This is a genomic window from Microlunatus kandeliicorticis (assembly GCF_014137855.1).
In the GTDB taxonomy this organism is placed as follows: Bacteria; Actinomycetota; Actinomycetes; order Propionibacteriales; family Propionibacteriaceae; genus Microlunatus; species Microlunatus kandeliicorticis.
Genome location: NZ_JACGWT010000002.1, coordinates 402,451 through 415,826, shown reverse-complemented (window position 1 = coordinate 415,826; position 13,376 = coordinate 402,451). Strand labels below are relative to the sequence as shown.

At 73.3% G+C, this 13,376-nt stretch carries 12 protein-coding genes; 8 read left to right on the top strand and 4 right to left on the bottom strand.

Annotation, left to right across the window (positions count from 1 at the left end; translation table 11 throughout):
- Nucleotides 1–217 precede the first annotated feature (217 nt).
- Entirely contained in the window at nt 218–1,744 is a 1,527-nt protein-coding gene (locus FHX74_RS06620; RefSeq protein ID WP_182559307.1) for a CHAP domain-containing protein, read from the top strand.
- Between the two features lie 94 nt (nt 1,745–1,838).
- Here FHX74_RS06620 and FHX74_RS06615 read toward each other — a convergent pair whose 3' ends face one another.
- Entirely contained in the window at nt 1,839–1,985 is a 147-nt protein-coding gene (locus FHX74_RS06615; protein ID WP_182559306.1) for a DLW-39 family protein, read from the bottom strand.
- Between the two features lie 122 nt (nt 1,986–2,107).
- Between FHX74_RS06615 and FHX74_RS06610 the strand changes: the two genes are divergently transcribed.
- From FHX74_RS06610 to FHX74_RS06590, 5 genes are all read left to right on the top strand, one after another.
- Nucleotides 2,108–3,388 carry a sensor histidine kinase gene (locus FHX74_RS06610; RefSeq protein WP_182559305.1) on the top strand — a complete coding sequence of 427 codons (1,281 nt, stop codon included), beginning with the start codon at nt 2,108–2,110 and terminating at the stop codon, nt 3,386–3,388.
- Nucleotides 3,385–4,044, top strand: a complete 660-nt coding sequence (locus FHX74_RS06605; RefSeq protein ID WP_182559304.1) for a response regulator — start codon at nt 3,385–3,387, stop codon at nt 4,042–4,044. The genes FHX74_RS06610 and FHX74_RS06605 overlap by 4 nt, the downstream gene beginning before the upstream one ends.
- A gap of 251 nt (nt 4,045–4,295) precedes the next feature.
- Nucleotides 4,296–5,042, top strand: coding sequence for an ABC transporter ATP-binding protein (locus FHX74_RS06600; protein WP_182559766.1), 747 nt, complete (start codon nt 4,296–4,298; stop codon nt 5,040–5,042).
- A complete protein-coding gene (locus tag FHX74_RS06595; protein WP_182559303.1) occupies nt 5,039–7,537 on the top strand; it encodes an FtsX-like permease family protein in 2,499 nt (832 codons plus the stop codon). The genes FHX74_RS06600 and FHX74_RS06595 overlap by 4 nt, the downstream gene beginning before the upstream one ends.
- A gap of 61 nt (nt 7,538–7,598) precedes the next feature.
- Nucleotides 7,599–8,990, top strand: coding sequence for a glycoside hydrolase family 15 (locus FHX74_RS06590; protein WP_182559302.1), 1,392 nt, complete (start codon nt 7,599–7,601; stop codon nt 8,988–8,990).
- 91 nt (nt 8,991–9,081) lie between these two features.
- On the opposite strand, the gene FHX74_RS06585 is transcribed toward FHX74_RS06590, so the two are convergent.
- The 3 genes from FHX74_RS06585 to FHX74_RS06575 are packed head-to-tail and all read right to left on the bottom strand — an operon-like array spanning nt 9,082 to nt 11,935.
- Nucleotides 9,082–10,113 carry an NAD(P)-dependent alcohol dehydrogenase gene (locus FHX74_RS06585; protein ID WP_182559301.1) on the bottom strand — a complete coding sequence of 344 codons (1,032 nt, stop codon included), beginning with the start codon at nt 10,111–10,113 and terminating at the stop codon, nt 9,082–9,084.
- A complete protein-coding gene (locus FHX74_RS06580; RefSeq protein ID WP_182559300.1) occupies nt 10,110–10,889 on the bottom strand; it encodes a metal-sulfur cluster assembly factor in 780 nt (259 codons plus the stop codon). Before FHX74_RS06580 ends, FHX74_RS06585 begins: the two co-directional genes overlap by 4 nt.
- Nucleotides 10,889–11,935, bottom strand: coding sequence for an amidohydrolase family protein (locus tag FHX74_RS06575; protein ID WP_182559299.1), 1,047 nt, complete (start codon nt 11,933–11,935; stop codon nt 10,889–10,891). The genes FHX74_RS06580 and FHX74_RS06575 overlap by 1 nt, the downstream gene beginning before the upstream one ends.
- Before the next feature lie 192 nt (nt 11,936–12,127).
- Between FHX74_RS06575 and FHX74_RS06570 the strand changes: the two genes are divergently transcribed.
- Together FHX74_RS06570 and FHX74_RS06565 are read left to right on the top strand one after the other, a co-directional pair.
- Complete coding sequence (locus FHX74_RS06570; protein ID WP_235970428.1) at nt 12,128–12,943, top strand: helix-turn-helix domain-containing protein; 816 nt, start codon at nt 12,128–12,130, stop codon at nt 12,941–12,943.
- 59 nt (nt 12,944–13,002) lie between these two features.
- Entirely contained in the window at nt 13,003–13,335 is a 333-nt protein-coding gene (locus FHX74_RS06565) for a putative quinol monooxygenase (RefSeq protein WP_182559297.1), read from the top strand.
- The last annotated feature ends 41 nt before the right edge of the window (nt 13,336–13,376 follow it).

The following is a 13,376-nucleotide window of genomic DNA, read 5'->3' as shown; positions in this document are numbered from 1 at the left end:
TTTCTGCGAGATCCCACGTGATCGGGATGAGGACCACGGACAGCCCGGTGATCATGCGACACGCCGGCCACTCGGCGAATCCTCGGCAGATTCTCATGATCATCACTGGACAGAGAGCCGGCTGGTCAGGCAGATTGACGCCCAGTCACGGGTTCGACCCGTGCGGCACGCCGGGGGGTGGGCCATGTGATCACCGACCCCGGACCAGGAGTTCTCCGTGCCGCCGCTGTCCCGTCTGCTCCCGACCACCCTCGCCACCGCGCTGACCGCGACGGTGGCCTTCGGCACGCTCGCCGCAGTGCCCGCCTTCGCCGACACCACCCCGCCCGCCGCCACCCCGCCCGCCCCCAGCCAGCCCGGCACCCCGGCCCCGGTCACCCCGCTGACCGGCTCGGTGACCCTCAAGCTGCCGACCACCGTCGCGGCCGGGAAGAGCTCGACGGTCCGCGGCACCCTGGTCGCGCTGCCCACCACCGGGCCGACCACCGCGGTCCCGACCGCACCGGTCACCCTGCGCTGGCGCACCGTCGGCACCACCCGCTGGTCGAGCCGGACCGTCACCACCACGACCAAGGGCGCATGGTCGACCACCCTCAAGCTGCAGACCAACAGCGAGGTGCAGGCCCGGTACGCCGGCACCTCCGGGGTCACCGCGGCGTCGAGCCCGATCGGGCGGGTCACCGCGACCCAGGCGGTCAGCATCAGCAAGCTCAGCCCGAAACGACCGGCGATCGGCCAGAAGCTCACCGTCTCCGGGGTCACCTCGAACGCCCTCCGCGGCACCACCGTCACCGTCCAGCGGCTGCGCAACGGCGTCTGGACCACCGCGGCGACCGCGAAGGTCAGCGCCACCGGCAGCTACGCGGCCAAGCTCAAGGTCCGCTCGTCCGCCAGCCTCACGCTGCGCACCCGGAGCATCGCCACCGCGGCGATCACCCGCGCCACCAGCGCGCGGCGCACCGTCGGGGTCGCGGTCACCGCGACGCTCTACCCGGGTCAGACCCTCGGCGCGGGCCGGGTGCTCACCTCACCGAACGGCCTCTACAGCGCCACCGTCGGCAGCAACGGCGACCTCGCCGTGACCGACACCGCGGGCAACGTCCTGTGGCACAGCAACACCACCGGCAGCGCACCCTCGCTGGCGCTCACCAGCACCGGCAACGTCGTCCTCCGCGGCAGCACCGGCGTGCTGTGGCAGTCGGGGTCGACCGGCGCCGTGCCGCGGCTGGTGATGCAGAACGACGGCAGCCTGGTGCTGTTCTCGCTGGGCGCCTCGCGCTGGAGCTCGACCCTCGGGCTCGGCGGCTCGGTCCGTCCGGCGGCCTGCTGGTCGACCAGCTTCGACTGCATCAGCTACACCGGCTACAACCCGGCGATCAGCTACTGGCGGATGTACGCCGGCCACAACTGCACCAACTACGTCGCCTACCGACTGACCCTGGCCGGCGTGAAGAACCCGCCGTGGGGCTACCCCGGCGGTTCGGCCTGGCAGTGGCGGGCCGGCGCCAAGAAGAAGGGCTTCGCGGTCAACACCACCCCCGCCGTCGGCGCGGTCATGCAGTGGGGCCGGAACACCCCGGGCGGCGGCTCGAGCGGCCACGTGGTCTACGTCGAGCAGGTGACCAGCACTGGCGTCTGGATCAGCGAGGACAGCTGGAGCGGCCACGCCTCGTACCGGTTCATCGCCAGCACATCGTCGGCCTTCACCTCGGCCCGCTTCCTGCACATCAAGGACGCCGCCTGAGCGAACCGCCCGACCGACACACCTCGGCACCGTCCGCGCGACCCGCGCGGGCGGTGCCGCGTCGCTGCGCCGGGCGCGCCCCTCAGGACGGGGTTCAGGCGTCCCGGGTGGGGGTGACGTAGTCGGTGGCCTCGGCCCACAGGTCGGCCTCGGCGGCGGCGCGCTGCTGCCGCCGGCGGAACCACACCGCAGCACTCCCGCCGATCACCGCAGCCAGCAGCAGGACCCGCACCTTGTTCATCCCGGCAGCCTAGCCGCGGGTCCGGGCAGCCGGCCCGACGCCGCAAGCACGACCGTGGTCGCAACCCGGCCGAGACCGTGGCCGGATGGTCGACGGCGTCCCGCCGGTTAGATTGGCGAGCGATGTCCAGAGTGCTGCCCGAGGCGCCGGCGGCGCACCGGCGCCGCTCGTGGTTCGAGATCCGCGACCGCCGGGCCCTGGTCGACGCCGGCCTGGCGTTCCTGGCCGCGCTGATCTGCGCGGCCCCCTACACCTCCAGCAACCCCTGGGTGATGGCCGGCAGCCTCGGCCTGTGCGGGGCGGTGGCCCTCCGCCGCCGGCTGCCCGCGGTCGCGCTCGTCCTCGCGGTGGCCTCCGCGCTCGGGCTGGTGCTGGTCACCGACCAGCCGTTCACCGCGATCCTGCTGGTCCCGGTGATGGTCTACTCGCTGGCCCGCTGGTCGGGTCAACGGCTGGCCCGCTGGGGGCTGGCCGCCGCCGTGGTCGGCTCGGTGATCGCCCCGATCCGCTGGTACTGGAACACCTACGACGCCGGCCCGCACGCCTGGCTGATCGGCTCCGTCACCGGCCTCGCCTGTCTCGGTCTGGTCGGTGGTCCCTACCTGGTCGGACGCCGCCGCCAGGAGAGCCTGCAGCAGCTGGCCTACCGGCGCGAGGCACAGGCCGAGCAGCAGCGCCTGCTGGCCGCCGAACAGATCCAGCGCTCGCGCGCGGCGACCGTCGACGAGCGCAACCGGATCGCCCGCGAGCTGCACGACATCGTCGCCCACTCGCTCTCGGTGATCGTGGTGCAGGCCGAGGGCGGCAAGGCGATCGCCGCCCGCAAGCCCGAGCGCGCCCCCGAGGTGCTCGAGACCATCGCCGAGACCAGCCGGGAGGCGCTGGCCGAGATGCGGCAGATGGTCGGGCTGCTGCGCCGCGGCGAGATGCTCGACCCGGTCGGCCGGACGGTCGACGGCGCCGCCGCCGAGGACTACCGGCCCGCCCCCGGCGTCGGGGACCTGCCCGAGCTGGTCCGCAAGACCACCGACCGCGCGCGGTACGAGGTGCGCGGCACGGTCCCGCCGCTGCCGACCGCGGTCGGGCTGACGGTCTACCGGATCGTCCAGGAGTCGTTGACCAACGTGCTCAAGCACGCCGGGCCGCAAGCCCACGCCACGGTGACCCTGACCGCCCTGCCGGACCGGCTGGTGGTCGAGGTCCGTGACGACGGGCGCGGCGCCGCCGCCCCGAGCGACGGCCAGGGCCACGGCGTCCAGGGGATGCGCGAGCGCGCCGGGCTGCACGGCGGCACGGTGCAGGCCGGGCCCGCTCCCGGCGGAGGTTTCCTGGTGCGGGCCTCGGTCCCGCTCCGGACCGGGCAGCAGCCCGTTCCGATCCCGCAGAGAGGACGTGTGGCATGACGATCCGGGTGTTCCTGGCCGACGACCAGGGGCTGGTCCGTGGCGGCTTCCGGATGCTGATCGAGGCCGAGGACGACCTCGAGGTCGTCGGCGAGGCGATCGACGGGGCGGACGCGGTGCGCCAGCTCCAGCGCGAGCCGGCCGACGTCGTGCTGATGGACATCCGGATGCCGAACCTCGACGGGGTGGAGGCGACGGCCCAGCTGACCGCCGCCGGCAACCCCACCCGGGTGCTGATCCTCACCACCTTCGACCTCGACGAGTACGTCTACGCTGCGCTCCGGGCGGGAGCCAGCGGCTTCCTGCTCAAGGACGCCCGCCCCGGCGACCTGCTCGCGGCCATCCGCAGCGTCGCCGCCGGCGACGCGGTGGTCGCGCCGAGTGCCACCAAGCGGCTCCTCCAGCGGGTGCTGCCCACGCTCCCGGGCGAGGAGCAGCACGAACGCGACCGCCGGCTCGAGCAGCTCACCCCGCGCGAGCTCGACGTGCTCAAGGAGATCGCGGCCGGCGCGACCAACTCCGAGATCGCCGCCACGCTCTACATGGCCGAGGGCACGGTCAAGACCCACATCGGCCGGCTGCTGGCCAAGCTGCAGTGCCGCGACCGGGTCAGCCTGGTGCTGTTCGCCTACGAGACGGGGCTCGTCCCCCGCTGACCACGGCCCTCTGCCCTTCGACAGGCTCAGGGCACCGTGGGGGGCTCAGGGCACGGTGGGGGGCTCGGGCACCGTGGGTGGGCTCTGCGCACGATGATCACCACGGCGCCCTGATGCGGCACGCTGATCACGGGGCCTGAGCCTGTCGACGGGCTGCCGGTGGGCGAAGATCGGACCGCGGTCGTAGCCGGGCGTGGCCGGCGAGCGGATGCCGGGGCGCGGCCGGCCGCCTAACGTCGTCGTCCGTGATCATGAACACCCCCGCCCGGAGCTCCGTCCGGGCCGAGAAGTTGATCAAGACCTACGGCAGCGGCCGGACCGAGGTGACCGCGTTGCGCGGTGTCGACCTCGACCTCGCCTCCGGCAGCTTCACCGCGATCGTGGGGCCGTCCGGCTCGGGGAAGTCCAGTCTGATGCACTGTCTGGCCGGGTTGGACCGGCCGTCCTCGGGCCGGGTGTTCCTCGGCGACGAGGAGCTGACCGGGCGTCCGGACCGCGAGCTGACCCGGATCCGTCGGGACCGGATCGGCTTCGTCTTCCAGTCGTTCAACCTGCTGCCCACCCTGACCGCCGGCGAGAACATCGCGCTCCCCGCCGACCTGGCCGGACGGACGATCGACCGCGACTGGTTCGACGCCGTGGTGACCTCGCTCGGACTGACCGACCGACTGCGACACCGGCCGTCCGAGCTGTCCGGCGGGCAGCAGCAGCGGGTGGCCATCGCCCGCGCGCTGATCGGACGGCCCGAGGCCGTCTTCGCCGACGAGCCCACCGGTGCGCTCGACTCGCGGACCGCGGCCCAGCTGCTCTCGTTCCTGCGCACCTGCGCGCAGGAGTCGGGGCAGACCGTGGTGATGGTGACCCACGACCCGATCGCCGCCGGCTACGCCGACCGGGTGCTGGTGCTGGCCGACGGCGCGGTGGTCCGCGACCTCGACCGACCCACCACCGACGACGTCCTGGACGCGCTCCGCGAGCACGAGCCGGTGACCGCATGATCAGGCTCGCGCTGGCCGAGCTCCGCCGGCACCCGGGCCGGGTCGTCGCCGTGCTGCTCGCGGTGATGATCAGCGTCGGGTTCCTCGGCGGCTCGAGCGTCTTCCTGGCCACCGAGAGCCAGGCCCTCGGCCGGGCCGCGACCGCCGCGCTCGGACAGGCCGACGTGGTCGTCCAGCCGAACGGCGAGATCCGGCCCACCGCCCAGGTGCTGGCCACCCTGCGCAGCACCCCGGGCGTGGACGCGGTCGCGCCGCGGTACCGCGCGTCGGCCGACTTCCGGATCGGGACCGGCACCACCGCGCCGTCCGGCTCGCTCGACCTGACCTCGGCCGCGGACGACCCGCGCTTCGCCCCCGGACGGCTGGTCAGCGGGCGCTGGCCGACCGGGCCGGACGAGGTCGCGCTCGCCGTGGACACCGCCTCCCGGACCCGGCTCGGGCTGGGCAGCAGCCTCACCCTGTCCGGGATCGGCGGCGGCGCACGGACCCGCGACGTCACCGTTGTCGGCACCGTCGACGCCGGCCGCTCGCTGCTCGGCGGGCTGCGCGACAGCGGGTTCGCGGCGCCCGCGCTGTTCGCCGGCGACCCGGCCTTCTCCTACCTGGTGGCCGCACGGGGCGGGACCGACCCCGCCACGGTCGCCGCCACGGTCCAGCGCACGCTCGGGTCCGACGTCGAGGTGCAGACCGCGGCCGCCGTCCGGGCCGACACCGTCCGCAGCCTCGGGCACGGGGTCGACGTGTTCCGGATCATCGCGCTCGTCTTCGGGGCGATCGCCCTGCTGGTCGGGGCGATGATCATCGTCAACACCTTCGCCATCCTGGTGGTGCAACGGCGTCGTCAGATCGGTCTGCTCCGGGTGGTCGGCGCCGACGCGGGCACGGTGCGCCGCAGCCTGCTGGTCGAGGCGACGGTGGTGGGCGCCGTCGGCGCGTTGCTCGGCGTCGGCCTGTCGCTGGCCGCCGGAGCCGCGGCCACCGCGATCACCGGCTCGCTGTCCGCCGGTCTGGCGGTCCCGTGGCCGACGGTGCTCGGCTGCGCCGCGGGCGGTCTGGTGGTCACCGTGCTGGCGGCCGCGGTGCCGACCCGCGCCGCGCTCGCGGTCAGTCCGCTCGAAGCGCTCCGTCCGGTGGCCGACGAAGCCGCCGTGGCCCGCAGCGGGCGGGTGCGGGTGGCGCTCGCCACCGCCCTGGCCGTGGTCGGGGCCGGGCTGGTCACCCTCGGCCTCACCACCGACGGGCAGTCGCTGCTGCTGGCCGTCGGCGGATCACTGCTGCTCGCCGTCGCCGTCCTGCTGCTCGCCCGGACGCTGCTGCCGCCACTGATCCGGCTGGTCGGCCAGGTCGCCGGACTGCTCGGACCGGTGGGCCGGTTGGCCACCGCCAACGCCCTCCGCAATCCGGGTCGGGCCGCGGTCACCTGCACCGCGCTGATGCTGGCCGTCGGCATGATCGTCACCCTCCAGGTGGGGTCGAGCAGCGTCCGGCAGACGGTGATCGCCCAGCTCAACGCCCGCTATCCGGTCGACCTCACCGTGACCGCGCTCGAACCGGGCGCGGTGGTGCCGGACCGGACGCTGGCCGCACTGCGGGCCGTGCCCGGCGTCCGGGTCGCGGTCCCGGTGGCCGCCGCCCCGGCCACCGTCGGCCGAGCGGGCGCGCCGAAGTCCGAGCGGACCACCATGCTGGTCGAGGGACCCGGCGCGGACGCCGCGCCGGCCACCCGCTCGGGTCTGGGTGACCTGAGCGACAGCGCGGTGTTGGCCACCCGTTTCACCCTCCGCGCCAACGGCTGGGACGTGGGCGACCGGATCACCGTCCGCATCGGCGACCGCTCGACCACCCTGCCGGTGCGCTCGAGCAACCTGGGTGACGACAACACCCTGGTGGTGACCCGGGCGACGCTGCTCCGGCTCGATCCGGCGCTGGCCACCCGGTCGGGCACCGCTGCGGTCTGGGCGTCGGTGCCGGACATCGACGCCAGCCCCGGCGTGGCCGCGGCGGTCCGCGGGCTGACCGCGGCCGGCACCGGACTGTCGGCGGGCGGGTCGCTCGCCGAGACGGCCTCGTACACCACGCTGCTCGGGGTGCTGGTCTCGATCGCCACCGCGCTGCTCGGGGTGGCGGTGCTGATCGCCCTGATCGGGGTGGGCAACACGCTCGGGCTGTCCGTGCTCGAACGGACCCGGGAGTCGGCCCTGCTCCGGGCACTCGGGCTGCACCGTCGTCAGCTCCGGGCCATGCTGGTGGTCGAGGCCGTCCTGCTCGCCCTGGTGGCCGCGCTGGTCGGGGTCGCGGTCGGCACCGGGTTCGGCTGGCTGGGGACCCTGGCGATCACCCGGCAGTCCGGCCTGGGCTCAGCCGAGTTCGCGATGTCGGCCACCCGGACGCTCACCGTGGTCGCGGTCGCGGTGCTGGCCGGCGCGCTCGCCTCGGCGCTCCCGGCCCGCCGCGCGGCCCGGGCCACCCCGGTGGAGGCGCTCGCCGACGAGTGAGGGCCCGCCCGCGGTCCCGTCGGGGCTTGCACCCTGACCCTGCGGTCGGGAGAGTGAGCCCGTGACCGTGCTGGCCCCGGCGATCCCTGTCGCCGACGCACCGCCCGCCGCCCTCGGTGGTGCGGTGGCGGTGCTGCCCGGGCACGGTCGTCGGCACGCCGTGGCCTGCGAGGCGCGGCTGCTGGCGGTGATCGGGCTGGTGCTGCTGGTGCTGGTCGGCGTCGCCGCCCGACCGGGAGCCGGGCGGGCGGTCGTCCCGCTGCTCCAGCAGGGGATCGCCGTCGGTGCCGGTGGGCGGGTGCAGCCGGTCAGCGAGAACGACCGGCTGGTCCCGGGCACCCGGGTGCTGGCCGACGCCCCCGACGCTCCCGCGCTGGTCGCCGCGCAGCGGGCCTGGCTGGCGACCGGGACGGTGCCGCGGGTGCCCGAGCTCGGGGCCAGCACCATGATCAGCGACGCGCTGCTCGACCTCGACCTGCTGAGCGCCGGTCACCGGGCGGCCACCGCCGGGTGGGACGGACCGTGGGCCTACGTCTGGCCGCGCGACTCCGCGTTCGTGGCGGTGGCGCTGGCCCGGACCGGCCACCCCGCCGAGGCGCTGAGCACCCTCGCCTACCTCGAGCACGTCCAGGGCTCCGACGGGTCGTTCCAGGCCCGCTACTTGCCCGACCGCTCGACCACCCCGGACGCGCGGCGGGCCCAGCTCGACGGCACCGGCTGGGCGGCCTGGGCGCTCGACCAGACCGCGACCACCCTGCCGGGGCCGGCGGCCCGTGCGTTGCTCGACCAGCGCCGCGCCCTGCTGACCCGGTCGACGTCGCTGTTGCTGGCCCGGACGGCCGGCCCGGGCTTCCCGGTGTCGTCCGACTACTGGGAGGTGGACGAGCACCGGCCGACGCTGGCCACCTCCGCGGTGCTGCTGGCCGGGCTGACCTCCGCCGCCGCCTGCTGGAACCGGCTCGGTGACCACGCCACCGCTGCTCGGCTGACCGCACGGGCGGTGGCCTTCCGTGCCCGGCTGGTCGGCACCGCGACGCCCGGGTTCGGACGCCACCTCGGTGACCCGGCCGGCACCGCCGACCTGGGTCTGGCCTTCCTGCTCCCCCCTTTCGCCCCGGCGACGGCGGGGCCCGGGCCGGTCCTCCCGGCCTGGCGCACCTCTCTGGCCACGATGGCCCGGCCGTCCGGCGGGCTGGCCCCCGGCGGCGGCTGGAAGTCCGACGGGATCAGCTGGACGCCCACCACCGCCACCGAGGCGATGACCGCGGCCGCGCTCGGCGACCGGGCCGAGGCGGTCCGGCTGCTCCGCTGGATCGACGCCCACCGCACCGCACAGGGCGCGATCCCGGAGAAGGTGCTGTGGAACGGGCAGCCCGCCTCGGTCGCCCCGCTCGGTTGGTCGGCGGCGGCCGTGGTGATCACCGCGACCGAGCTGGCCGGCACCGCGTCCTGAGCGGGATCCGGCCGCAGACCCAAGACCATGCGCACCCGGGCACCGAAGGGCTCGGGGCGCGTCCCCGGTGCTGGAGACGCGCCCCGCGCGTTCAGGGGACCAGGATCGCCCGGCCGCGCACCTGGCCGGCCGACAGGTCGTCGATGGCCTGCTGGAACTCGTCCAGCTTGTAGACGGTGGTGTGCAGCTTCACCTTGCCCTGAGCTGCCAGCACCATCAGCTCGGCGAGGTCGTTGTACGAGCCAACCAGGTTGCCGATGAAGTTGATCTCGGAGCTGATGATGTCGATGGTCGGGATGTCGAGGTTCTCGCCGTAGCCGACCACGTAGTAGTTCCCGCTCCGGCGGAGGAACTGGACGCCCTGAGCGGTCGAGCCGCCCTCGGCGACGAAGTCGATCACCGCCTCGGCACCCTTGCCGCCGGTCAACTCGAGGATCCGGGCGATGTGACTGCCCTGCTCGTCGGACTGGACCGTGTGGTCGGCACCGAGCTCCTCGGCCAACGCGAGCGCCGCCGGGTTGCGGTCAGTGACCAACAGGGTGGCGCCGCTGATCGCCTTCATCACCTGGATACCGATGTGCCCCAACCCGCCGGCGCCGATCATGACGACGACGTTGCCCGGACGCAGCACGCGGGCCGCCTTGGCCACCGCGTGGTAGGCGGTCAGCCCGGCGTCGGCCAGCGCGGCGACGTCGACCGGCTCGAGCGAGTCGTCGAGTTTGATCACGCTGCGCGCGCCCGTCTTCAGGTACTCGGCGTACCCGCCGTCGGTGTCGATCCCGGGGAACTCGTTGTTCTCGCAGTGCACGTCGTCCCCGAACCGGCAGGCCGGGCAGAGCCCGCAGGTGATCAGCGGGTGCATGATCACCTTGTCCCCGACGGCGACGTGGGTCACGCCGTCACCGACCGCATGCACCCAGCCCGCGTTCTCGTGGCCGATCGTGTAGGGCAGCTGCACCTGCGACTTCTCGGCCCACTGGCCCTCCAGGATGTGCAGGTCGGTACGGCACACGCCGGCCGCGCCGATCTTGACGATCACGTCCATCGCCGAGGTGATCTCCGGCTCGGGCGCCTCGTCGAGCTGCAGGTCCTGGTGGTAGCCGACGACGCGGACGACCTTCATGACGCACTCCTGTCGTGATCGGGGATCGGGGTGAGCGAGAGCAGCTCGTGGTGCCGTTCGGCCTGCACGGTCTCGGCCCCCGGGTAGCGGGTGGCGAGGAGGCCTCGACAGAAGTGGGCGTTGCCGTCGATTGAGACCCGCACCGCACGGGCGAACCGCAGCCGCCGGGGCAGCTCCTCGGGCGGCCACCGGACACCCTGCTCATCGACGCAGACCGGGTCGGACGGGTCGACACTCAGCCCGAGGTCGGTACGCCGCCGCAGGAGTCCGTCCCGCAACCGGCCGGGCGGCAGGTCCTCCAGGCGCAGGGCCGGCAAATCGTCGGCGCTCCGGCCGTGCTCGCGGACCAGGGCCGTGCAGACGCGCTCGACGAAGGCCTGGTGGGCCTTGCGGCGGAACACCGCCCTCAGCTCGTGCAGCTCGGTGGTGGTCTCGGCGGGGAAGGCGTCGGCGAAGCCGAGGTGTGCGGCGATCCCGGCGTTGATCTTGTCCGAGTCGGAGTGGTCGCCGAGCGTCAGGGTCAGCGCGGTGACGCCGGGCAGCGCGAGCACGGCGTCGTGGGCGTCGGAGACCATCAGGTAGGCGAAGTTGGGCGAGCAGAACGCGGTGGGCAGACGCAGTCGGATCCGGGTCGCGCCGGTCACGGTCACCGTGCACTCGGTGACGAAGCCGAGGTCGGTGACGGGCTCGTCGAGCTCGGGATCGATGACGGTGTGCAACGCGTCCCAGACCCGCTCGCGCAGGTCGGTCCGCTGCTCGCTGAGGACCGCCGTCATCAGGCCACCGGGACCGCGTGCTCGGGGGCCGGCGACGCCACCGGCTCCTCGGTCGGCTCCGCCGTGATCCGGAGCTCCGCGGGCACCGGGATGTCGTAGAGCGCGGCGGCGTTGAGACCGAGGATCTTCTTGCGCTGCTGGGTGGTGATGGCGGAGTACTCCGGCTGCATGTCCTCGGGGATCTGGAAGTCCACGAAGGTCTCGACCAGCCACTTCGGCGTCCAGAGCGCGTAGTCGCTGCTGAACAGGATGCGGTCCTCGCCGATCCAGTAGAGCAGCTCACCGATGATCTGGGCGAAGTAGCGCGGGCGGGTGTGCATGAACGGGATGGCCACCGCGAGGCCGCCGTAGACGTTCGGCTCCTGGGTGGCGATCCAGCAGAAATCCTCCAGCCGCGGCAGACCCACGTGCTCGACCACGAAGTTCAGGTCGGTGTAGTCGCTGGCCACGGCGTCCACGTCGGCGACGTCGAAGGCGTCGCGGTCGAGCGGGCGGATGGTCGGACCCTTGTGGATGTGGATGTTCTTGATCCCGAGTTCGACGCAGGCGTCGAGGTAGCGGCGCGACCACGGGTCGCTGAGCTTCCAGCCGCGTGAGTCGCCGTACCAGGCGGCGGTGTAGAGCTTGACGCCCTTGAGTCCGAACCGCTCGGCGTCGCGTCGCAGCTGGGCCAGCCCGGCCTCGCCGTCGCGCGGGTCCCACCAGTGGTTGTAGGTGAGCTTGCCCGGGTTGTTCTGGACCAGCGCCCAGGCCTCCTCGGTCTGGCCGAAGTCGTGGTTGTAGAACTCGCCGAGCTTGGCCGGCTGGAAGATCGCGTGGTCGACCGGACCGTTCTCGAAGATGTCCCGCATCAGGCGCTCGCCGCCCTGGTAGAGGTACTCCTCGTAGGTCCACAGCTCGGAGGCCGGGCTGAGGTTGCGGTGGTAGTCGTAGAAGCAGTCGATGAACTGCTTGCCGTGGATGTTGCGCTGGTTCTCCGGGCGGGCGTCCCACAACGCGATGTGGGCGTCCACGATGAAGTAGTTCTCGCCGTCCTTGCTGTACACGTCCGGGCTCCTTTGCCGCTGGGTCCGACCTCTGGCCGACCCCAGTATTGGAGCGTTCGCGACCGGTCGCTGCCAAGGGTTCGGGGTGTCTCAAAGTGAGACGCCCGACCCGGAACCCGATCCCGCTCCCGAGCACGGCCTCTTCACCCCCGCCCCGCCAACCGCTAGATTCGGGACCTGACGGGGGTGAGCATGGACGCCGACCTGGCCGCGACGGCGCGAGCTGAGACCGCGTTGCCGCTCGCCCAGCGACCGCAGATCCTCGCCTCCTGGGAGCGTTGCGAACGGCGGGGGCTGCCCCCGGCCGGACTCGAGGTCCCCCACACCGCCGATTTCGACGACGACACCTCTCTCGCCCACGCCGCGCTCCCAGTGCTCCGCGTGCTGCAGGCCAGCCTGCCGGACGAACCGCTGAGCATCATGCTCAGCGACCGGGACGGGCTGGTGGCCATTCGGCTCTGCCACGACCGCGACATCCTCCGCGCGCTCGACGCGGTCTCGCTGGCCCCCGGGTCGACGTACTCCGAGGACGCCGTGGGGACCAACGGGTTCGGGATCGCACTCACCGACGACCGGCCGTCGCTGGTCGCCGGCGTCGAGCACTACAGCGCCGACCTGGCGGGCTTCACCTGTGCAGGGTCCCCTGTGCACGACCCCGTCACCGGCACGGTGGCCGGGGCGCTGAGCCTGACCACTTGGTCGGAAAGGCGCCCCGACCTGCTGATGGCGCTGGCCGCGCAGACCGCGATGAACATCGAGGCCCAGCTGACCCGGGTCGCGTCGTCCACGGCCGAGCAGAAGGACGACTTCCTGGAGGCGATCACCGAGCGTCGCGGGCCCCGGCTCAGCGCGCTCGAGCGGCTGGAGCGGGAGGCCATCGTCGAGGCGCTGAGCCGCTGCGGAGGGCCTGCCGAGGCGGCCGCCGAGCTCGGCATCTCCCGGGCGACGGTCTACCGCCGGATCCGGCGGTACCGGATCCGGGTCGGGCTGCACCCCGTCTCAGACTGAGACGCACCGACCCCACCCCGGGCATGGACGCCGTCAGGACGAGGCAGCAGGATGCCGCCATGATCTTCATCGTCGTCAAGTTCACCGCCAAGCCCGAGTACGCCGACACCTTCCCGGAGAAGGTCCGGGCCTTCACCGAGGCCACCCGGGCCGAGCCGGGCAACCTCTGGTTCGAGTGGTCGAAGAGCCTCGAGGAGGAGGGCGTCTACGTGCTGGTCGAGGCCTTCCGGGACGGAGCGGCCGGCGACCACGTCAACAGCCAGCACTTCAAGGACGCCACCGACCCCGAGCACGGGCTCCCGCAGTACCTGGCCAAGACCCCGGACATCGTCAGCCAGTCGCTCGAGGGCGTCGAGGGCTGGTCGAAGATGGGCGAGATGCAGATCGACTGACCCGGCCGGGGGTGGGTGCGGGAGGTCCGGGACCGGTAGGA